General features: G+C 46.4%; 14 protein-coding genes and 1 riboswitch. Of the genes, 1 reads left to right on the top strand and 13 read right to left on the bottom strand.

The annotated features are described in order from the left end of the window. Nucleotides 1-12: 12 nt before the first annotated feature. From NSS66_RS13545 to gcvH, 13 genes are all read right to left on the bottom strand, one after another. Nucleotides 13-777: a LytR/AlgR family response regulator transcription factor gene (locus tag NSS66_RS13545; protein ID WP_023989864.1), complete on the bottom strand. Its 765-nt coding sequence runs from the start codon at nucleotides 775-777 to the stop codon at nucleotides 13-15. Continuing rightward, nucleotides 774-2,435 (bottom strand): sensor histidine kinase, encoded by a 1,662-nt coding sequence (locus NSS66_RS13540; RefSeq protein WP_023989865.1) that lies wholly within the window; start codon nucleotides 2,433-2,435, stop codon nucleotides 774-776. Before NSS66_RS13540 ends, NSS66_RS13545 begins: the two co-directional genes overlap by 4 nt. A gap of 49 nt (nucleotides 2,436-2,484) precedes the next feature. After that, complete coding sequence (locus NSS66_RS13535) at nucleotides 2,485-3,471, bottom strand: S66 family peptidase (protein WP_339200702.1); 987 nt, start codon at nucleotides 3,469-3,471, stop codon at nucleotides 2,485-2,487. 182 nt (nucleotides 3,472-3,653) lie between these two features. Continuing rightward, a complete protein-coding gene (locus NSS66_RS13530; protein WP_340959118.1) occupies nucleotides 3,654-5,150 on the bottom strand; it encodes a methyl-accepting chemotaxis protein in 1,497 nt (498 codons plus the stop codon). Nucleotides 5,151-5,435: 285 nt separating this feature from the next. Beyond that, a complete protein-coding gene (locus NSS66_RS13525) occupies nucleotides 5,436-6,077 on the bottom strand; it encodes a 50S ribosomal protein L25 (RefSeq protein ID WP_340959117.1) in 642 nt (213 codons plus the stop codon). A gap of 231 nt (nucleotides 6,078-6,308) precedes the next feature. After that, nucleotides 6,309-8,849 carry a type I pullulanase gene (gene pulA, locus NSS66_RS13520; protein WP_340959116.1) on the bottom strand — a complete coding sequence of 847 codons (2,541 nt, stop codon included), beginning with the start codon at nucleotides 8,847-8,849 and terminating at the stop codon, nucleotides 6,309-6,311. Nucleotides 8,850-9,152: 303 nt separating this feature from the next. Next, complete coding sequence (locus tag NSS66_RS13515) at nucleotides 9,153-10,808, bottom strand: amino acid ABC transporter ATP-binding/permease protein (protein ID WP_076157624.1); 1,656 nt, start codon at nucleotides 10,806-10,808, stop codon at nucleotides 9,153-9,155. Then, nucleotides 10,801-12,954, bottom strand: coding sequence for a DUF454 family protein (locus NSS66_RS13510; RefSeq protein ID WP_209943334.1), 2,154 nt, complete (start codon nucleotides 12,952-12,954; stop codon nucleotides 10,801-10,803). The genes NSS66_RS13515 and NSS66_RS13510 overlap by 8 nt, the downstream gene beginning before the upstream one ends. Nucleotides 12,955-13,168: 214 nt before the next feature. Beyond that, nucleotides 13,169-14,314, bottom strand: a complete 1,146-nt coding sequence (locus NSS66_RS13505) for a mannitol-1-phosphate 5-dehydrogenase (RefSeq protein ID WP_076265314.1) — start codon at nucleotides 14,312-14,314, stop codon at nucleotides 13,169-13,171. After that, the gene (locus NSS66_RS13500; RefSeq protein ID WP_340959114.1) at nucleotides 14,311-14,745 is read right to left on the bottom strand and encodes a PTS sugar transporter subunit IIA; all 435 of its coding nucleotides are present in this window, start codon (nucleotides 14,743-14,745) and stop codon (nucleotides 14,311-14,313) included. Before NSS66_RS13500 ends, NSS66_RS13505 begins: the two co-directional genes overlap by 4 nt. Continuing rightward, complete coding sequence (locus NSS66_RS13495; protein ID WP_340959113.1) at nucleotides 14,742-16,820, bottom strand: BglG family transcription antiterminator; 2,079 nt, start codon at nucleotides 16,818-16,820, stop codon at nucleotides 14,742-14,744. Before NSS66_RS13495 ends, NSS66_RS13500 begins: the two co-directional genes overlap by 4 nt. 81 nt (nucleotides 16,821-16,901) lie before the next feature. Further along, a complete protein-coding gene (locus NSS66_RS13490) occupies nucleotides 16,902-18,380 on the bottom strand; it encodes a PTS mannitol transporter subunit IICB (protein ID WP_023989875.1) in 1,479 nt (492 codons plus the stop codon). 377 nt (nucleotides 18,381-18,757) lie between these two features. Further along, complete coding sequence (gene gcvH, locus NSS66_RS13485; RefSeq protein WP_023989876.1) at nucleotides 18,758-19,156, bottom strand: glycine cleavage system protein GcvH; 399 nt, start codon at nucleotides 19,154-19,156, stop codon at nucleotides 18,758-18,760. 393 nt (nucleotides 19,157-19,549) lie between these two features. Further along, a riboswitch (glycine riboswitch) is annotated at nucleotides 19,550-19,648 on the top strand. 177 nt (nucleotides 19,649-19,825) lie between these two features. Between gcvH and gcvT the strand changes: the two genes are divergently transcribed. Continuing rightward, nucleotides 19,826-20,926, top strand: a complete 1,101-nt coding sequence (gene gcvT, locus NSS66_RS13480; protein WP_264454662.1) for a glycine cleavage system aminomethyltransferase GcvT — start codon at nucleotides 19,826-19,828, stop codon at nucleotides 20,924-20,926. Nucleotides 20,927-20,979 lie beyond the last annotated feature (53 nt).

Below are 20,979 nucleotides of genomic sequence, written 5' to 3'. Positions count from 1 at the left end.
AATGAAATGCCTTTAAAGTCGCATAATTTGCCGGAATTCCTTGGCTTTACTACGGCTCACAGGAATCTCTGCTTCTAGTCCACGCAAACGCAGGAGATACGTATGGTTGAACCAAGGTACAATTTCACGGATCTGCGATAGATTCACCGTGTATGAACGGTGACAGCGGAAAAAGTCCTGCTGCGGCAGCCGGGCATGAAATTCCGAAATGCTCATCGGCATCGTATATTCTTCGTGCCTTGTAAAGACACGGGTCACCTTTTCCTGCGCACACGCATAGTAAATATCGTTCGCATCCGTCACAATGATTTTGTCATTTTTCAACAAATTAATACGACCTGGCGCAGCAACAGTACTGGCTTCAGCAGCTCGGGATTGTGCAGTCTGGACAGGCTCCTGTATTGGAACATTCTGCTGCTCATAAGCATTTTCCAGCTTGCGTAGCATAGATGCGATCCGTTTTTCGTCATATGGTTTGAGGATGTAGTCGAACGCCTCCAGTTCAAAAGCCTGCGCCGCATGTTCTTTATAGGCGGTCGTAAAAATAATATAGGGCTTTTTGGCAAATTTGCTAATGTTCTGTGCCAGCAGCATCCCGTCCAATGAAGGAATGTTAATGTCCAGAAAGATCGCGTCCGTCTCCTGATCTTGCAGAAACCGAAAAACATCTAGCCCATCCTCGAAACTATCGGTCACCTCAATGTTGCTATGAGTCTGAATAAGATACTCCAGCTCTTCACGCGCCGGAAGCTCGTCTTCTACAATTATGGCCTTCATGACTTCTCCTTTGGTATGTCAAAATAGACTTCGGTGCCCGGTTCATGCTTCAGAATAATAACTCCTTCGCCGTACATAAGCTTGAGTCGTCTGTGCACATTGTACAAGCCGATCTGTTTAGCCGGAACCCGATCATGATACAGGTTATCCACAACATCATCCCGTATACCTACCCCGGTATCTGCTACAGAAATACGCACCATTTCTCCACGATCCTTTACAGAAATAGTTACTGTACCTGTCCCCTTTTTCTTGAGGATTCCGTGATTAATCGCATTCTCAACCAGGGGCTGGATAATAAGACTTGGAATACGCACAGACACCTCATCCATTACATACTCTACCTGAAGTCGGTTGCCGAAGCGTGCTTTTTCAATTTCCACGTAATCAGACACCTGCTGAAGCTCCTTATGAATTTCGATCAAATCATCATTCAGCTCCAAATTATAGCGCAGATAGCCTGATAAATTAATGATCAGCTCTCGTGCCTTATCCGGCTTGGTGCGTGTCGTAGAGGCAATGGCGTTCAGCGCGTTAAACAGAAAATGGGGATTAATTTTCGTTTGGAGCGCCTTTAGCTCGGCTTTATTCGCTGCTTCCTTAATTTGCTCCACACGTGACACTTCCATTAACGTGGAAATGATTTGAGACAAGCCAATCGCCATCGTCTGCAACGGATACGTAATTTTATAAGCTTTGCGATAATAAATCTTCAACGTTCCGGTTACTTCTCCCCGCTCCTCTAACGGGATAATGAGCAGAGACTGGATTTGGGGTGTTTTATCGTCTGCAATATGGTTGCGGATCGTGATTTTACCGCTGCGGATCGTCGATTTAGTCACATCGCTAATGATCTCATCTCCGATGTGATAACGCTCTTCGCCAAAACCGACATAGGCCAGCACATCTCTGGTATCCGTAATCGCCACCGCGTCTGCCTTGATATCTTCTTTTATGATCGAACAAATGGTATGCAAGGATTCCGCATTAATGGAGCGAAAATAAGGCAACGTCTTATTGGCAATATCCAGCGCCAGCTTGGCCTGTCTGGCCGCGATATTCTCCTTTTCCCCCTCCACACTCTGGATCAACAGAACGATTAAACCGATACTGACTTCTCCGATAATCATCGGTAGACCAATCTTGGAAACGATGTCCACTCCAAGGTTATGGGGTTGTGCCATCACCAGAATGAGCAGCATCGTTAATGCTTCGCAGACCATACCTGCGGCGATACCGACTAGCCATCTCTTGGAACGGTTGACCCGGCGGCCAATGTATCCTGACACCACACCTGCCAAAATACTCGTAATCAGACACGGAATCGAGGTCACTCCCCCGATATCAATTAGATAACGGTGGATACCTGATACAATACCTGTAACGATCCCAACCCATGGTCCGAACAAAATACCGCCTGCCATAATTGCAATGATTCGAACGTTAACAAGCGAACCTTCGACTTCAATCCCGGTGTAGGTGCCGAACAGCGCAAACATACAAAAGATCAATGTTAATATGGCCAGCTCTGCCGGAGAATGGCTGTTCTTTTGCAAGGTTTCCTTAAAGCGCGGGATACGTGTAATAAAAAATAAACAAATCAGTAACAACGCTGCGCGCTCAAATAGCTGCATCAGCATTTCCAACAAGGCGTTCACCTGCGTTCCTCCCAAATAAAAACGGATATGCCTACATAAGTTGTGTTAATTATTCACATATTTCAGTACTCACCCTGCCATTACGGGCATGGATGCTAGCCTTCCCACCAATCGGATATGTAAACTGCGGCGTAGTATGACCAAAATCAGCATCTGCAATCACTGGAATGGAGGCCAATTCTCTTTTCGAGCTAATGATTTGCCGCAGCAATTCTTCTGTCATATGCGACGCCTGCTGAAATCGTCCTATGATGATCCCCTTAACCTGATCAAATCCAGGCTGGTGCAACAGTGATTGCAAATCCCGATCAAACGTAGCGGGAGAGCTTTCGTAATCATCCTCAACAAATAGAATGCTTCCTTCCAGACTCGGCATATACGGAGTCCCCTGCAACAAATTCAGGGTACACAAGTTTCCGCCCACAATCGTACCCGTTGCTTCACCTTCATGAATCGCATACGGACCCGCATTGCGGTAAAAGCTTCTTTGATCCTGATCTAGATACCAAGTATCGTCACTCCACTCCGACGAAGACTGGATTTGAATGCTGCCCTCTTCCAACATCAACCTTTGAAAATACGCCGTCGTATAATCATTTCCTCGCAACATGGCAAACGTCAAAAAATGAGGTCCTGCATACGTGATAAGCCCCGTTTTTGCATAAATCGCATGGCTTAACGCTGTTATATCCGAATAACCACATAATCGTTTAGGATGAGCTCCAATCAGTTCATAGTCAAGATGGGTAAGGAGCTGATTGGCATTATAGCCCCCAATTGAAGTCAGAATGCCCTTTACCGTTGGATCGACAAAAGCTTCGTGCAAGTCTGCGACTCTGGACTCTATCGAGGAAGATGTAAAATCATCATTTTCCAGCACATGTTGCGAAAAACTCACTTTAAACCCTAGCTCCTCCAGTCTTTGCTGGGCAATCAAGCGATTTTCCTCAGAAACGATCGACAAGCTTCTGGACGGCGAAAGAATGCGTATCTCGTCTCCAGCTTTTAATTTGGGTGCTTGCTTTCCTATGATCATGGTCATCCCCCCTTAGTTACAAAGCATTTAAACTGCCACAAATTATACCATCAACTTCCATCTAATTATAGCTTCTAGAAATCCCCTCTTCATTTCCCTTCTTCAAACACAGTAAAAAACCGGAGAGTACCGCTAGATAGCGATAATCCCCGGATCTCTAGTCCGAAAATGAAGCATTTCGGTTATTTGCTTTTGCTGATTTCGGTAGGAATGTTGTCCTCCTTCTGATCATGTACCAGTTCTTTTAATTGGATAATCAACGCCTCCAGCTCACTAAACCCGGTCACCATATTGGAGGTTATATTTCGTTGCTCCTCTACTCCAGCCAAAATTTGTTCTGACGCTGCACTCGCTTGTTCCGTTACACTTGAAAATTCCGTCATTTCTTGAACAACCTGAGATGAGTATTGCTGCATGCTATTCGTACTGTTTTCCACATCTACGGCCTGCTGCAGCACTTTATTGGCATTTTGCAGGATATCCTCCAGTACAATTTCGGTCGAATGTGCCGATTCCATACTTTGCTGTAGCCTTTGCTGTCCCATGTCAAATTGACTTACGACAGAATCCATCTGAGTTCTCAGTTGAGTCAAGATACCTTCCATCGCCACCGAGGTGTTCCCTACCATTTCAGCCAAATTACGCACTTCTCCAGCCACGATGGCAAATCCTTTTCCATGTTCTCCCGCTCTGGCGGCCTCAATGGATGCATTCAAGGACAGCAAATTAGTTTGTTTTGAGATTTGAGTAATATCTTTAAGCATGGCAGACATGCTATCACTTTGTACTTTAAACTCATCCAGTTCTTCTTTGGTACGACTCATGACCTGACCCAAATCCTTGATTTGAGACGTTAATGCCAGCAGTTGACTGCTCCCTCTATCCCCGGCATTTTTCGTATCTTCGGAAAGCTGCTTCAGTTCTCGGGAATGATCAGCTACCTCTCGCACGTGCCGGTCAGATTGGGCCAAGTTATCCGTAACCTCGGTGATATTCGAAGCTTGCATTTCTACCCCTTTGGCAACCTCCTGAAACCCGATAGCGACTTCATGCGTCACGCTGCCCGTAGCATCCACTTGATTCCTGAATCGTTCTGTAAAGTTATGCAATCCAGCCACTGCTTGTTTAACTTGCTCAAACAGAAATTCAATTCGTTGCCTTGTAGCATCGATATCTTTATTTTGCTCTTCACTTTTCTTAAACTGCTTTTGATTTAACACTGATACCACTAACAGTAGCAAACCAATGAGTAAAACAATAATAAACTCATGCACATAGCGCAAAGAACCGGTAGCCGGGGGGATTGCGGGCGTACCGATTGTTATTTGCACAAAAATATTACAGAGATTTAAGGTCATAGCTACCAGAAAATATCGGTAAGACGGATACAGCAAAAACAAAGAGCAAATTAATATGGTGGTCACTACCTCGACGCTAGATAAGTTCAAAAATATACACATTAATACGCTAAAAAACGTAGTAATCCACGGAATAAGGCGGATTCCTTTCTTTTTCATATTCAGAATCGTTAAAACTGCCGCGACGACAAATCCTACACCATTAGATACCCACATCGAGGGATTAGATAATGCCGGGACGATGCCGCTCAAGGCCATAATCCAAAAAATAATGATCACCAATTTGTTTCTTTGCCACAACAATTCACTCGTTCTGTCCATGATTGTGTACGCGCTCCTTAGATATATATTAGGTATTTATAAAATAAAAATGTAAATGCCATACTTTATATATCGTCATATCAGAACACGTAGTGAATGAAAATCGTACAAACACTCCACATTCCCTTTAATTTCCAAATTACAACAGAACAATTTTAAAGGGAAAGAGTATGTAATCGTAAATAAATGAATGAATGCAAAAAATCGCCCCCAGACAGGGAGCGATTTTGAATTCATTTTTGATGACTTCGCAATTGGAAAAGGTTCATATACCAACTGACAACATTAGGATTCCTTGTTTTCGGAAGCCTCTTTAGCGCCTTCGGTTGCCGCTGCATCACCTTCCACAGCAGCATTTTCCACTTCAACTGCACGCGGAACGATAATAGAAGCAAGCAGTTCTTCTTCAGGGACGTGCAGTGTTACTCCTTTAGGGAGTTTCAAGTCGCTAGCGCTCAGCTTGTCGCCAACATCCAGTGCGGATACATCCACCTCAATGGTAGATGGTAAATCAGCCGGAAGACCTTCGACTTCTACTTCCGTTTCCTGAACTTGCAGAATACCGCCTGTTTTTGTACCTACAGGTGTACCCTGATAATCAATAGAAACACGCACGCGAAGCGGTTTATTTTTGGAAATTTTCAGAAAATCCGCATGCAACCATTGGTTGTCACGCTGTTGATAATCTTTAATAATAACTGGAATGGTTTCTCCACCCTCTACAGTGAGGTTGAACACCTCTGAACGTCCGGTTCTGACTACTTTATTAAATTCCTTGGCATCGACATGTACAGGGGTTCCTTCAAGCTCAGAGCCGTAAACCACAGCTGGAATCCGTCCTTTTAACCTCAATTCACGAATAGCCGAACCCTTCTTCTCTGTTCTCGGCTGGGCGGTCAGTTGAATACTTCCTCCATTAGAACTCATGATATACAACCTCCTTCAGGTTACCTTACAAATGATTTTCCTCCAAGAATCTTGCCTGTTTACCAGTCGTACTACAGGATATAAGCCAGCAAGCTGGCAAAACTAAACAAGTCCATAATTCTATTTTACCCCTTTTTTCTGAAACTGACACACGTTTGCATAAAAAAATAGCATTTCTCGAAATGATCGAAAAATGCTACTTGCGTGTATATAGCGACCAAGCATACAAGTCTATCCGGCCCGATTATCATTTACCAGTAGCAAATATTCTTCTCTGCCACTATGAATCAATACGTGCATCACAGACTGGTTCGGGTCTATATCAATATATCGATCTGCCTCCACATCCTTGGCATCCCAGTGATTAAGCCGGACAATGTAGCCGATTCGCTGTATATCAGGAGCCACCTGAATACGCGCTACTGCACGACCATCATCCAAATCACGGAATTCGACATGTCCGTCGCGGTGCCCCGTTCCCCATACCCATACCCATACATTCCAGCCAGTGTATTGCCGATCTGCACGCTCGTAGATCAGTTCAATCGTGCGAAATGGAGCGACTTCACTATCTTTTCCAAGCTGGACATCTGTCAACGCTATGGCTGTACCTGCAATTTCTTGATCTGTCCCTTCATCCGAGTCTTCCAATTCGTTCTCCGCCTGACGATTAGCCTGATCTTGTTCAGTCACAAATGAGACTCGTGCAGGTTCTTCCTGATCATATAACACCATCATCGACCAGCGTGATACGGTTACACGATGGCCTACGACTTCATACCGTGTCTCATTACCAGCCCCGTGTGCGTCCACGACCACATGCCAACGATCCGATTCCGCAGGCAATGCTATCGTCTGCTCTGCATCCGAGCCGTTATAAATCACCACAATATGATTCCAGGCATCACCGTTAGCATGGTGCCTCAAAGCAAAAGCCACCACATGCCCACTGCTTTGCAGCACTTCCATGTGCTGCTCCACCAGCTCACGATGATCCATTCGGAATGCCGGGTGGCTGCGTCGCAAAGCAATTAAGCCTTGGTAGTAATCAAACACTGGGCGAAACCTCGCCTTGTTATCCCAACGGATGGCATTGACTACATCTGAGCTTCGGTAGCTATTATGGTCTCCACATTTGGAGCGCAGCAGTTCATCCCCTGCATGAATAAAAGGAATACCTTGAGATGTGAGTACCATGCCGTTAGCTAACAGGGACTTGCGTACGGTTTCGTTCTCTAGCAAGTTATTTTCATCCAGTTCCCAATACGGGTCTGCTTCGGCAACAGCTTGTTCAGGTGTCCTCCCATCCTGTGGCTTCCCCTGCTCCCATTGTGGAAAACGACAATGCTCCCGCAAATGTCTTACCGTCAAAATTTTATCCCACAGATTGAGATTATCGTGGGCAGTTACATAATTGACGGTCTCCGATGGCTGAGCTGTGAAATCATGAATAGCCCCAAAAGCACCTTTAAGCACCTGTTCCTCCTGATGTTCTGCCCCTGTGGCAAACCCGCTCCCAGTACCGTCGCTATCCCCCTTAATAGCAGAACGGTAGTTGTCGTTAAAAACAGCAAAGCCTTTGTCCCGTTGCGTTCCTTTTAGCGTAAGCAAGGGTTGCGGAGATTCTCCTCCCGTCCAAGGCTCACCATAGATAAGCAGATCCGAACGCACTTCAGAGCGAAGTTCTTGCGTAAGCTGCACCACGGTTGGGGTATCAATCAGACCCATCAGATCAAATCGAAAGCCGTCTATATGATATTCCTCTGCCCAATAGCGTAGTGAATCCTTGATATACTTGCGCACCATCGGACGTTCGGTTGCTACCTCATTACCTACACCTGATCCATTGGTGAGCTGCCCTTGTTCATCTGTACGGTAATAATATCCAGGTACAACAGGCTCAAATGGCCCCTGTTCCACCGAATAAGTATGGTTATACACAACGTCCATAATGACACCGATGCCGGCAGTATGCAAAGACTGTACCAGCAGTTTCAGCTCTCGTATGCGTGTCTCCGGATCAGCCGGATTGGAAGAATAAGACCCCTCCGGCACATTATAATGCTGCGGATCATAGCCCCAGTTATATTCAGTATCTAATTCCGCAAAGTCATTTACCGTATGAAAATCAGCTACTGGAAGCAAATGAACATGTGTAATGCCCAGCTCCAGTAGATGATCCAGCCCGATGCTGTTCCCCTCAGTATCCTTCAATCCCGTATACGTAAAGGCCTCAAACCGTCCCTGAGCAGCAGATAAGTCTTTTTCCCCCGTATTAAAATGGGTATCCATCGAAAAATCACGTACATGAAGCTCATAGAGAATGGCATCCGTCGGCCGCTTAAGTGGAGGCCCCGCATCCAATTCCCATCCGTCCGGGTTGGTTTGAGCCAAATCAATGATCGCTGTACGCTGCCCGTTGGCTGATACCCCTGTGGCATATGGATCGGCAGCATAATGAATGGTGTTGTCCGCCCACTCCAGCCTGTACATGTAATAATATTTGTTCCAGTTCCCTTCCAGCTCTATAGACCATACACCTTGATCATCACGGCTCATGAGAAATTCCTGACCACCGCTGTGCTCCTGAACGTTCCCCTCCTGATCGTACACCCCCGCATCGTTATACAACGCTATATGGACCTGCTGCGCAGTCGGTGCCCATACCTTGAACTTGCTGCCCACAGGCTTATAAGTAAGACCCAAATCATAGCCTTCATATATGGGATATGTTGTGTGCTCAAGCTCTTTGAGCTGATTGAAATCTGACATTCCTGTTCACCACCCATTTCTGTACATCGGCATACAGCCTCTGTTCATCCATCATTTATGATGTTTATGACTTGTCAATATACCTCAGGATTTTGTAAAATCTTCACCTAATAGGCTATCAAAATAAGACAAGCTTGAAAAGCTGGATGATTTAAATAAGGATGACGCTTCCATTTCAACGCACACTCCATTTTATGACAAAACCATGAACAGGCTACAGCTTTTGCCCTCAAGCATAACAATAATTTCCTAGATTTCATCACTTATCGCTAAATAAGTACGTTAAAAAACACGTTAGAAAAGTCAGGACAATCTACGGTTATCCATTTCAAAAATATCGTCTGCAATCCGCATGGTAGAACTTCGGTGCGAAACAAGGACAACCGTTTTATCTTGCTGCTGTTCCTTTAACGATTTTAAAATAATTGCCTCGTTCAGGCTGTCCAAATTGCTGGTAGGCTCGTCGAGCAGTAAGAGAGGCGCATTATGGACAAAGGCTCTCGCCAGTCCCAAGCGTTGGCGTTCTCCACCGGACAGCCTGTCCCCCAATTCTCCAACTCGGCTGTCATACCCTTGAGGCAAGGTCATAATAAAATCGTGCACTGATGCCTTACGTGCTGCTTCCACAACCTGCTCATGCGTTGCATCAGGCTTTCCGATTTTGATATTAGCTGCAATTGAATCATCAAACAGGAACGTATGCTGGTCTACATAGCTCTGTAAGCCTCTCAAATGTCGGGTTCCAATTTCCTTCAAATCGTGCCCGGATAGCAAAATTCCACCTTGCTGCGGGTCCCTAAATCGCATCAGCAACTTTAGCAGCGTAGACTTGCCAGAGCCGCTTTTACCCTGAATGCCTAAAATCCGCTTATGCGGTATCGTGAGACTTACATCATTCAGCACCGTTTGACCATCGTATGCAAAAGTCACCTTGTCTACTCGTGCCCCAGTAAAGGCAACACTTATCCCTTCGATATTTTCCTCTACCTCCGGGGCTTCCTCCAATAGACTCAATACTCGTTCCCCGCTCGCCAGCGTTTGAAGCAAATTGTTGGACAAATTGCTCAGCGCGACGACAGGACCAAATGAACTAAACAGGGCAATGACAGAAATTAGCATACCTGTAAAGTCAACGTGACCATTAGACATACCGTACAATCCAGCCAGCAGCATCAAGAATGAGAATCCAACTACAGCCGCATCTGTGATGGCTCTTGTGATACCTTCATGATGCTTCAAGTCCTTCTGCTTGGCATCCAATTGATCCGTACGACGGTTAATCTCATTCAAACGTTGTTCTCCTTGCCCATATTGCACAATTTCCTTCATACCCCGTAAGCTGTCCAAAAAATAACTGCTCAGCTTGCCAAAGCTACTTCGGTATTCCATCCCCTGACGTTTGCCCATACGTGACGTGAGTAAAGGAATAAATAAACCGACAGTTAGGTAAGCAAGCGCAGCAAGCCAGCCTAATAGAGGCTCATAAGAACCGATAAAAAACACCATGAGTAGTGAAGTGATGATGCCGATCATAACAGGCGCTATCGTATGCGCATAAAATACTTCCAGTAGCTCAATATCACTCGTAATGAGTGAAATCAGATTCCCCTTGTCCTTGCCTTCCAATTTGGCTGGAGCGAGTCTGCGCAGGGCTTGAAGTACCTTATCACGCAGTACAGCCAGCAGCTTGAAAGCGAGATAATGACCACTCATTTGCTCGCCATAACGGAATACGCCGCGTAGTACGGCACAAACCACGATCGCCGTCAGCAAAAACGACATGGTGTAGCCTGTCGTGATGCCTGTTGCTGTAAGCAGAGCTAGGGCTCCAAACACTATAATGCCAATAGCACAAACAAAACCAAGCACTCCTGTAACAATCGTGATGAGTAGCACAGGTAAAAGAGGCCCCGCCAATACCAATAATTGGCCCATGATCCGTAATCCATGTCTACGCATATACAGCCCCTCCTTTTACAAACTGCTCTACCCGGTGTTGACTGAGATACATCTCCGCATAATGTCCCTGCTGGCTCAACAGCTCATGATGCGTTCCCGATTCTGCCACCAAACCGTTTTGCAGCACATAGATACAGTCGGATTGAACTACGTTTTCCAGTCTGTGAGAGATAAGAATCACTGTTTTTTGACCTGCCAGCGCATGTATAACCTCCATAATGCCTTCCTCACTTTCACTGTCAATGTTAGAGGTGGCCTCGTCAAAAATGTACACACGACTATCATGCAGCAATGCTCTGGCTAGTGCTAGCCGTTGGCGCTGTCCTCCTGACAGATTTGCCCCTTGCTCCTCCAGTTCTGCTTCCAGTCCTCCTTCTGAAAGGATAAAATCATACAGCTTCACTTGTCGCAAAGCTTCCAGCATTTGTTGCTCATCCGCGTGCTCATTGCCCATTTTTAAATTTGCTTCCACTGTGCCTTTAAAAATATAGCTGTTAAAACCGATCCAGGTCATGTGACGCATGCGGCTTCCTTCTGAAATATCGGTAAGCTCTTTTCCTCCAATCGTCAGACTTCCTCGATACCCCTCGTGGTGCCCAACGATCAATCCGGCTACCGTACTTTTACCAGAGCCTGATTCCCCAACAATTGAAACAAAGCTGCCCTGGGGAATATCCATGGATATATTTCGTAAGGTATCTCTTTCGTCGTAGGCGAAACTCACCTGTTCCAGTCGAATATCTGTGTTTTCTATGCTTTCTTGTCCTTGTATAAGATCCTCAGTACTCAACATTTGAAATATTTTGTCGCTTGCTGCCATTCCGTTCATGGCGATATGAAAGTAAGAACCCAGCAGACGCAGAGGAATGAAAAATTCTGCCGACAGCAAAACAATGATGATTGCTCCTGCCAAGCCAATATGGCCTGAAGAATATTCGCTTACCGCGACCAGTACACCCGCAGCGGCACCACCAAATGCGATAAGATCCATAATGGCCACGGAGTTAAGCTGCATAGTCAGCACTTTCATCGTCATTTTCCTAAAATCCTCAGCTGCTGTGTTCATTTCCTGATGTTTATCCTGGTCTGTTCCGTACATTTTGAGCGTAGTCAGACCTTGTACATTCTCCAAAAAGCTGTGGCCCAGATTGACGTAACTGCCCCAATATTTCCGAAAAAGCTTTTTAGCCATCCTCATAATGACAATGATCGACACTGGAATTAAGGGAACGCAGATCAATAGTATAATGGCTGCTTTGAAGCTGACAAAAGAGAGGGTGATGAATAACGTTACGGGGGCAAGCAGACTGTAAAATAGCTGAGGCATGTATCTACCGAAATAGGTTTCAAGCTGCTCTACCCCTTCTACAGCAACCTGTATAACCCCCGAGGTGGAGGTATGATCTGTATATGCGGGTCCCATTTTGAGCAACTTGCCGTAAATTTGCGAGCGCAGCGTTTTTTTAGCATTTACCGAAGCACGATAGGATAACATACTGGCTGCATAATTGCTCAGACAGCGAACTGCAATAGCAGTAATAACAATGACCGTCATAGATAGAATCAGCTTGCGAGTCACTTGTCCTTCCCATGCCTGCTGCATAACAAAGGCCATAGACAACACAGCGGCTATACTCCCCAAAAGACCGATCCACTGCACAAGCACACCCAATACGATATATTTCCGAGAATGTTCCACTAGACCGAGCAGACGGCTGTCGACCATTTTAGACCTTTTTTTCGGAGTAGGGGCAAGTGAAGATGAAGGCGTTATTTCTGCTGCAGCGTTTCTCACTGTTCCGATTCGGAATATAAAGTAATAATATTTAAAAAGGATGACCAAGACGATGAGCGCTTTGCCCCACACATTAGGGGTGAAAATAAAGCCTGTAATCAGCATCGCTGACGCTAAGCCCAATGTGGTGATTTTCGTAGACAGCTTCAACGACCTTGTTTGAACAAAACTCTCTAGATGCTTTTGGTACAGAGCGGTATTCGAAAACCACTGGTGAATCCTTTCGGATCCCCGCATAAAGAAAAAGGTCGCTAGCAGCAGAAACGGTGTAGTCGGTAGCAACGGTAGCACTACACCAATAACTCCAAGCGCCAAAAATAAAAACCCTAAGGTAATATAGATCGGTTTCACTATAATCCTCCCTAATACTTATAATAGTAATGATTTCATTTTATAGATAATGATAATCATTATCAATATAAACAATTTAAGCAGGTTGTTATGTGATGTAAATCACGCATATAAAAATCCTCTTGAAGCACATCTCTACAGAACACGTTAGTGTTGATGTGGATGCTTTATCTTCAAGAGGATTATCGAAAGTAGATGTTGATAATTCGTTGTTTTATGAATTTATAATATCATATTGCTCCAATATCTGCCGATGTAACGGGTGATCTGCGGTTATGGAAGTATAACGCGTCAGCGCCACACCCAGTCCTTCACTGCGGATCACCTGCTGAAGCTCGACTGCCTCGGGGTCCTCCGTAATATCAAATTTACAGGCAGCCGCCATTCCTAACGCCAGATGATCCGTCGGGATGCCATACTCCTGCGCTTGGAGCGCGGGACGTACAAGACGATCATTGGGAGACAGCTTGCGCAACGGTGAACGTCCGACTCGAGTAACATCGTCTGTCAGATTAGGGTTGCGGAAGCGATCCAAAATTTTAGAGATGTACTTCTTATGCTCCCCTTGATCCAAACCGAAGCGCTTCACAAGCACTGCTCCTGTCTCCTCCAGTGACCCTTGTATCGAATCCACCACCTTGCTATCCTTCATGGCCTCCTGGATGGTAGCATAACCTGCGGTATAACCAAGATAGGCTGCCACGCAATGCCCCGTATTCACCGTGAACAGCTTTCGTTCAATGTAAGGCTCTAGATCCTGCACGTACAGGATGCCTTCGATTTCTTCATGCTCAGGTGCCATTTGTGAACGATCCACCACCCACTCGTAAAAAGGCTCTACCTGCACATGTAACGGGTCCTCGTGGTGTTGGATCGGCACAATCCGGTCTACAGCAGCATTGGGGAAATATACCGAAGCCTCTGCCTTGGCACGAGTCGCCTCATCCAGTAGCGCAAAAACATGCTCTTTCAGTTGGGCGCTGCCTCCGATTGCATTTTCGCAAGCAATCACATGCAGCGGGCCTGCCCCTCGCTCCACCCGCCTCGCTATTCCCTCGGCAATACCTGCTGCAATATGCCTGAGGATGCTAACCCCTACCGCGGTCGTTACCAGATCAGCATGGTCTACCGCATCCGCTACAGCGGATGCATCCTTGCCGTCAATCGCCGTCACATTCGTGACCAGCTCCGTATCCTTTGTATCATTGGCTAACTCTACGGTGTATTGTTTACGACGACGTAACTCGGATACAAGGGTGTCGTTGACATCTGAAAAGACAACCTCATAGCCTGCACGCGACAGAATCAATCCGATAAAGCCGCGACCGATATTTCCTGCTCCAAAGTGGACGGCTCTCATAGCTCCATCTCACTTTCGAACAGATCTATAATTTCCTGTGGGGTCACCGCGTTGCGAAGTTTATCCATATTTTCTTCCTCCGCACACACCACAGCTATACTCGTCAAAATCTCCATATGATCGCCGCCTTGTGCTGCAATGCCGATTACCATGTATGCTTTTTCTTCCCCAAAATCTATGCCTTGCGGAAACTGAACGATGGAGATGCCTGTGGATTGAATAAGTATCTTGGATTCCTTGGTGCCATGTGGAATAGCCAGCCCGTTCCCGATATAGGTGGACACGATCTCCTCGCGTTCCAGCATCTTGTCAATGTACTCACTTGAAATATGTCTTGCATCCAGCAGGATTTGTCCAGCCATACGAATCGCCTCATATTTGTCTTTGGCGGTTGCGTTCATTTTTACTTTGTCTATCGTCATAATACTCACGGTAGGTTCCTCCCTGTCCCTAATTTACTGTGGAAAAATTCAGCTAGTTCACTCGATATATAATTGACAATATGATCCCTGCTACCGTGTTCCAGTAGCGTAACCATGTCTTCCTGCAAGAGTAATGCACTAATCTCGCTCAATACCTCCAAGCTTTCTCTCGGCAGCTCACGAGGTCCCAACATGAGTAGCACGCATTCTACCTGTTCGCCTGTATCCGCCAACAGCGGCTCTGCCAGCTTATACAAGGTAAGCGAAGGCTTGCGAATATAGTGGCTGCGCGTATGAACTAAAGCAATGGAGGTATCAGAGATCACCTGACTACCTTGGCGCTCTCTTTCCATGAGCTGTGCAGCAACCGCAGAAGGCTCTGTAACATTCCCCCGCCCCGCCTCCAACATGCATATAGCCTCTACGGTCGCCGCCATATCCATCCCCTGATTTTCCAGCGGATACACTTGAAATTGCTGTACAATGTGTACAATTTCCTCAAGACTTTTCCGCAGACCGGTAAGCCACTCTATATTCTGACCAGGCTGAACAGCCTGTTCCTGCTGATGGTCATTGGAATGATTGAGTGTAATATGCTGGATGAATTGACGCAGGCGATCACTCTCCTCCTGCGTCAGCAACGGGCTGATCTTAAGATACCGATCTGGTTCAAGCGGTAGCTCTACTGTCGAAATGATCAGATCATAATCCTCCTTGGGAATCCGCGCCGCCTCGTACCATGAAGCCCTATCCACAATATTGATCTGTGGGAGCTCTTTGGCGAGCCTTGTTGCCAAAAGTCTGGATGATCCAATGCCGCTCGTGCAGACTACGATGGCCCGCACCTCCCGCCGCAATTGTCGTAGCCGCTCCAGCGAAGCGCCAAAATGCATGACGAGAAATCCGATCTCTTCATCTGGCACTTTCATTTCTGTCATGCCCGCCGCAGCCTTTTTCACTGAGTCGAATAAGCTGCTGTAATCCTTGCGGATTTGCTGAAGGAGGGGGTTACGAATCGACCTGCCTTCCTTCAAACGTTTGAACACCGGGGCCATATGGGCAATCAGTCCTTCACGCAGAACACGGTCCTCTTCCAATGGCGTGCCTGTCTCTTCCTCCACACGACGAATCAACTCATGAACCGACTCCAACAGTACGAGATCATCCAACGGCAGTAGTCGGGTAGAGTGATCCTCGGCATCACGAAATAGCAGCCTGAGATAAGATCGTTCCGGCTCTGGAAATTCAATATCCAGCGCCTCTGACAACTCCGTGCATATGCGTTCCACCATAGCTGTGCGAAGCATGATATTTTCATCTGAATCTGTTTTTAAATACGAGAGAAGAGGATCTATAACATACCCGAGTCGCAGACGTACCAGCGAAACGCAAATTTGAATCAGCAGCTCCATGTATTTGCTTTCCACCATGTTTTCCAACCATTTTTCATGGGGCTGCCAGAGGGCCTTTTCCACAATCAGCAGGTTATCTCTGCCAATCATCTCCAGCAACTTGTCGGCGACACGGGTCACAGAACGAAGTTCTTCCCGGGCTGAAAACAGATCGGATTCATCCAAATATTCGAGAGCCAGCTCGGAAATCGCCCGTCTTTTGTCTGTCTCCCGTCCTGTAATCTCGACGCCGTACCCCCGTCTGCGGACAAGCACGAGCCCCCGTTCCCCAATCCAGCCTTGTAATTCGTCCAGATCATGACTGACCGTAGTTACCGTGACTTTCAAGTCTGAAGCCAGCGCCAGCAGCTTGATCGGCTCCTGTGTATCCAGCAGCATGCAGAGAACCACGATCTTTCTCTCCTCAGCCGAATATTCGTCTGACTTTGTATGCAGCAATTGCCTTCGCAGGCATACAAGCTGAGCTGGGTCAGCATCTATACAGATACCAATCCCTGACTTTTTCTCCAGCTTCACCTCATGAGCAGCCAGCCAATGCTCGACTGCGCCCAGTTCCCGATGAACCGTCCTTGTGCTGACATTGATCTTCGTGGCAATTTCCCCGGCTGTAACCTCTTTGGACTGCTCCAGAAGATATTCCACGATGTCACGTTGTCGTTTCGTAATATTCATAAGCGCATACCGTTCCTTCCCAAGCTCATCCCTCCAGCAGGAGACGTACACTGCATACAGTCCGCCTGACTACGACGGGGATTAAGAATCGGATTTCAGACGTTCAACCAGCGCTTCGTATTCAGGGCTCTTCAGAAAATTGTCAATGGAAATGTGCTCAGCATTCGGGGCTACTGTTTTAGCCCGGTCTGTCAACGTTTTTTGCGTAATGACAATATCCGCATCCTGTGGAATTTCACTGATTGCCGTATTCGTAACTGTTACGCCTACACCCGCCTGCTTCATTTTTTTGCGTAAAATCGAGGCGCCCATAGCGCTTGAGCCCATACCTGCATCACAGGAAAAGACGATCTTATTCACTTCGGATTTATCCTTGAGCGTTCGAGCTGCGGCAATCTCAGCAGCACGTTCAGATTCGTGGTTATCTTCCATTACAGTGGCGTTAGCACTTGCACTCTTGCTTTGATTTTTCATATCTTTCAGGCGGGATGCAGCTTCCTCCAGCCCCTCTTCTTTTTGCTTACTAGTCTTGAGTAACACTGCGGCAACAGCAAAGGATACGACCGCAGCAGCGATCACCCCGCTCAGCATTGGCAAATATCCGCCTTTTGGCGTCATTAGAAAATAGGCAATGATGCTGCCCGGTGAAGGAGCAGCAACCAGTCCGGCACCTGTCAACATAAAACAGAAGGTTCCCACAACGCCCCCAGCTATAGCAGCAAGAATCAAAATCGGCTTCATCAAAATATAAGGGAAATAAATTTCATGAATCCCGCCGAAAAAATGAATGATGACCGCTCCAGGAGCCGATGACTTCGCAGAGCCTTTGCCGAACAGGCAGTAGGCTAGCAAAATACCGAGCCCCGGCCCAGGGTTGGATTCCAGCATAAACAGTACGGATTTTCCTGTTCTTGCAGCTTCCTCTAACGCAATCGGACTCAATACTCCGTGATTCAGCGCGTTGTTTAAAAATAATACTTTTCCGGGCTCAATAATGAGGTTGACAAGCGGCAATAGCCCTGCGTTCACGAGGAACTGTACCCCTGCCGACAACACTTGACTGATCATTTGTACAATCGGGCCAATCGCCACATGGGCAAGCAGCGCTAGAATGGCACCGATAATTCCGGCCGAAAAGTTATTGACCAGCATTTCAAAGCCTGATCTGACTTTGCCTTCAATGGCCTTGTCGAACTTCTTCAATATCCACGCAGCCAGCGGACCAGCTACCATCGCGCCCAGGAACATCGGGATATCGGCTCCCACTATGACACCCATCGTCATAATGGCACCAATCACACCTCCACGCTGTCCGTGAATCATCGTGCCCCCTGTATAACCGATCAGTAACGGCAACAAATAATTTTTCATCGGGTCAACCAATTGTGCAAAACCTTCATTCGGGAACCATCCGGTCGGAATAAAGAGTGCCGTAATCAGCCCCCACGCAATAAAGGCTCCCATATTGGGCATAACCATACCGCTAAGAAAACGGCCAAAACGCTGTACGGCGACACGAGTGCCTCCTTTTGAACTTGGCTTTGCGTCCAATGTACTCATATTCAAATCCTCCTTGTAGGTAAGCATCACTACCTTTTCTTAAAATTCATACTAAATGACAGCGCTATCTTCATCAACGAAATGAAAACGTACTTTCGTCATGAACGTTGATGACAACATTTAAATTTAAATTATCCGGGAAGGTATTATACCTGCATAATTCTTCTTAATATGACCTGTAGCTATAGAAATTAGTCGAAAAACCGTGCTGGATTATGTATGATTCTTATATGGGGACAACCCTCTAAATCAGAATAAAACACGTAATTACGTTTGCAAAAAGACAAAAAAATAGCCGCTACGTCAAATCATAGCGACTATTTTATACAAAAATCGAGCAGACAAATAACCCTCTTACTCCATACTACAATGCTCCATTATTGCTCATCGGAAATCAACTGCTCATACTGATCCGCAGACAGTAGCTTGCCCAAGGCTTCCTCCACATCTTTATCCATCTCTACTTCGATCATCCAACCTTTTTCATAGGGAGATTCATTCACTAGCTCAGGTGTACTTTCCAGCGTTTCATTCACTTTTAGTATGGTTCCCGTCACCGGAGCAAAAAGGTCGGATACTGTCTTCACCGATTCAATCGTACCGATCTCCGCTCCCTGCTCAATCGTTGCTCCCGCCTCAGGTAATTCTACAAAAACAATATCACCCAGTTGATGCTGTGCAAAGTCTGTAATACCAATTCGTACCGTTCCATTCTCTGTCCGCTGAACCCACTCATGTTCGTCTGTATACCAAAGTTGCTGCTTTACTTCACCCATTCTGTTCCCCTCACTTCCATATGAATAAAATCGCTTTTGCTCACTGTACTAGACAGGTTAAGATTATGACAACAAGAACACTCATGTCAATAATACTAACAAAAATACTTCATATCACCTCATATAGCGTACTATATAAAAATATGATAGCTTATAACAAACGCTTACATATCCTTATTTATATATTAAATGTTTTTTCTATTGTTTTTGATGACATTTTTATTGACATTTTGAATGAATTTGCGTATTAATGGGTTATAGCAAATGCTTTGGGAAACACCCCGACAACTGCAAACGCGGATGAACGCGGAGGGAGAGACTGCCAAAAAGATTCGCATAGCTGTTGCCGCTTGTGAGACATAAGTGCACGCGAATCGGATCAAGTTGTTATCTGCAAAGCCAGGTAATATACCGTTGATCCCGAAGGTAGCGCCGAAGGAGTAAACCTGCATTGCAGGTGAATCTCTCAGGCAAAAGGACCTCTGCCGGACGCATCTCTGGAGAGCATTCGCTATTGGAGCGGATCACCCAAGGGGAAACCCGGTACATACCGGGGTAACTTTCTGGTATCAAGGACAGAGCTGAAAAAAAGAGTGTAGACTGCCGTCTATACGTTTTTTTCGGCCTGTCTTTTTTGTTTAGCCGATCACACCGGATAGGAGTGGAATAATGACTAATTTGCGAAAAACACCGCTATATTCGTCCTACGGGACGCAGTCTGGGGTTCGTTGTATTGACTTTGGCGGCTGGGAGCTCCCGGTTCAGTTTAGCGGCATTCAAAAGGAGCATGAGGCCGTCCGGCAACGTGCGGGTTTATTCGATGTATCGCATATGGGCGAATTTTTGGTTGAAGGCAAAGAAGCCGAAGCTTTTCTGCAAAAGGTGACCACGAATGATGTCAGCCAGTTGGAACCAGGTCAGGCACAATATTCACTCCTGTGTTACCCCGATGGAGGGGTAGTAGACGACCTACTTGTTTACTGCAAAGGACCGGAACGCTACATGCTCGTTGTGAACGCATCCAACATCGATAAGGATTGGGATTGGCTAATGCGCCATATGCCTGCATCCGTTCACATGGAGAATGTGTCTGATGCGATAGCATTGCTAGCGTTGCAAGGACCGGAGGCAGCACGTATTGCCGCAGCCGTGGCAGATACGGACATTACGAATCTGGCATCTTTCCGCTTCCATGAGAATGTGCCATTGTTCGGAGCAAAAGCACTGGTCTCACGAACCGGATATACGGGCGAAGACGGTTTTGAATTTTATATACCTGCTGCGGAAGCACCAGCCGTATGGGAGGGTTTGCTTCGTTCCGGTGAGTCGTATGGGCTGATTCCCGCTGGACTTGGTGCTCGGGATACCCTACGCTTTGAGGCACGGTTGCCGCTATATGGTCAGGAGTTATCTGCCACGATTTCACCACTCGAAGCTGGTCTAGGTTTCTTCGTCAAGCTGAATAAAGGAGATTTTATCGGTAGAGAAGCACTGCAACGTCAGAAAGAGCAAGGGATTCCTCGCAAATTGATCGGGCTGGAAATGATTGATCGCGGTATCCCACGCGCCCATTACCCGGTATTCGCAGAAGGACAACACATTGGTGAGGTCACAACGGGGACTCAGTCGCCCACCTTGAAGCGTAATCTGGGCCTCGCCTTGGTGGACAGTCGTTTTAGCGCCCTCTCCACACCGTTGGAGGTTGAGATTCGTGGCAAACGCCTGCGTGCCGAGGTGGTGGCAGCACCCTTTTATAAACGCCCGCGCTGATCTTAAACTCTTTTTATTTCTATAAAGCAAATATGTCAGATATGAACTTCTGG

Origin of the sequence: Paenibacillus sp. FSL R10-2748 (genome assembly GCF_038005565.1) — a bacterium.
GTDB lineage: Bacteria > Bacillota > Bacilli > Paenibacillales > Paenibacillaceae > Paenibacillus > Paenibacillus polymyxa_B.
The sequence above is the reverse complement of the archived record's forward strand: the minus strand, read 5'-3'. Positions and strand labels throughout refer to the sequence as shown.

What these genes read in the sequence shown, in the direction of transcription:
- NSS66_RS13545 (WP_023989864.1), bottom strand. Translation starts at nt 777, where the DNA reads ATGAAGGCCATAATTGTAGAAGACGAGCTTCCGGCGCGTGAAGAGCTG.
- NSS66_RS13535 (WP_339200702.1), bottom strand. Translation starts at nt 3,471, where the DNA reads ATGATCATAGGAAAGCAAGCACCCAAATTAAAAGCTGGAGACGAGATA.
- NSS66_RS13530 (WP_340959118.1), bottom strand. Translation starts at nt 5,150, where the DNA reads ATGGACAGAACGAGTGAATTGTTGTGGCAAAGAAACAAATTGGTGATC.
- NSS66_RS13525 (WP_340959117.1), bottom strand. Translation starts at nt 6,077, where the DNA reads ATGAGTTCTAATGGAGGAAGTATTCAACTGACCGCCCAGCCGAGAACA.
- pulA (WP_340959116.1), bottom strand. Translation starts at nt 8,849, where the DNA reads ATGTCAGATTTCAATCAGCTCAAAGAGCTTGAGCACACAACATATCCC.
- NSS66_RS13515 (WP_076157624.1), bottom strand. Translation starts at nt 10,808, where the DNA reads ATGCGTAGACATGGATTACGGATCATGGGCCAATTATTGGTATTGGCG.
- NSS66_RS13505 (WP_076265314.1), bottom strand. Translation starts at nt 14,314, where the DNA reads ATGAGAGCCGTCCACTTTGGAGCAGGAAATATCGGTCGCGGCTTTATC.
- NSS66_RS13495 (WP_340959113.1), bottom strand. Translation starts at nt 16,820, where the DNA reads ATGAATATTACGAAACGACAACGTGACATCGTGGAATATCTTCTGGAG.
- NSS66_RS13490 (WP_023989875.1), bottom strand. Translation starts at nt 18,380, where the DNA reads ATGAGTACATTGGACGCAAAGCCAAGTTCAAAAGGAGGCACTCGTGTC.
- gcvH (WP_023989876.1), bottom strand. Translation starts at nt 19,156, where the DNA reads ATGGGTGAAGTAAAGCAGCAACTTTGGTATACAGACGAACATGAGTGG.
- gcvT (WP_264454662.1), top strand. Translation starts at nt 19,826, where the DNA reads ATGACTAATTTGCGAAAAACACCGCTATATTCGTCCTACGGGACGCAG.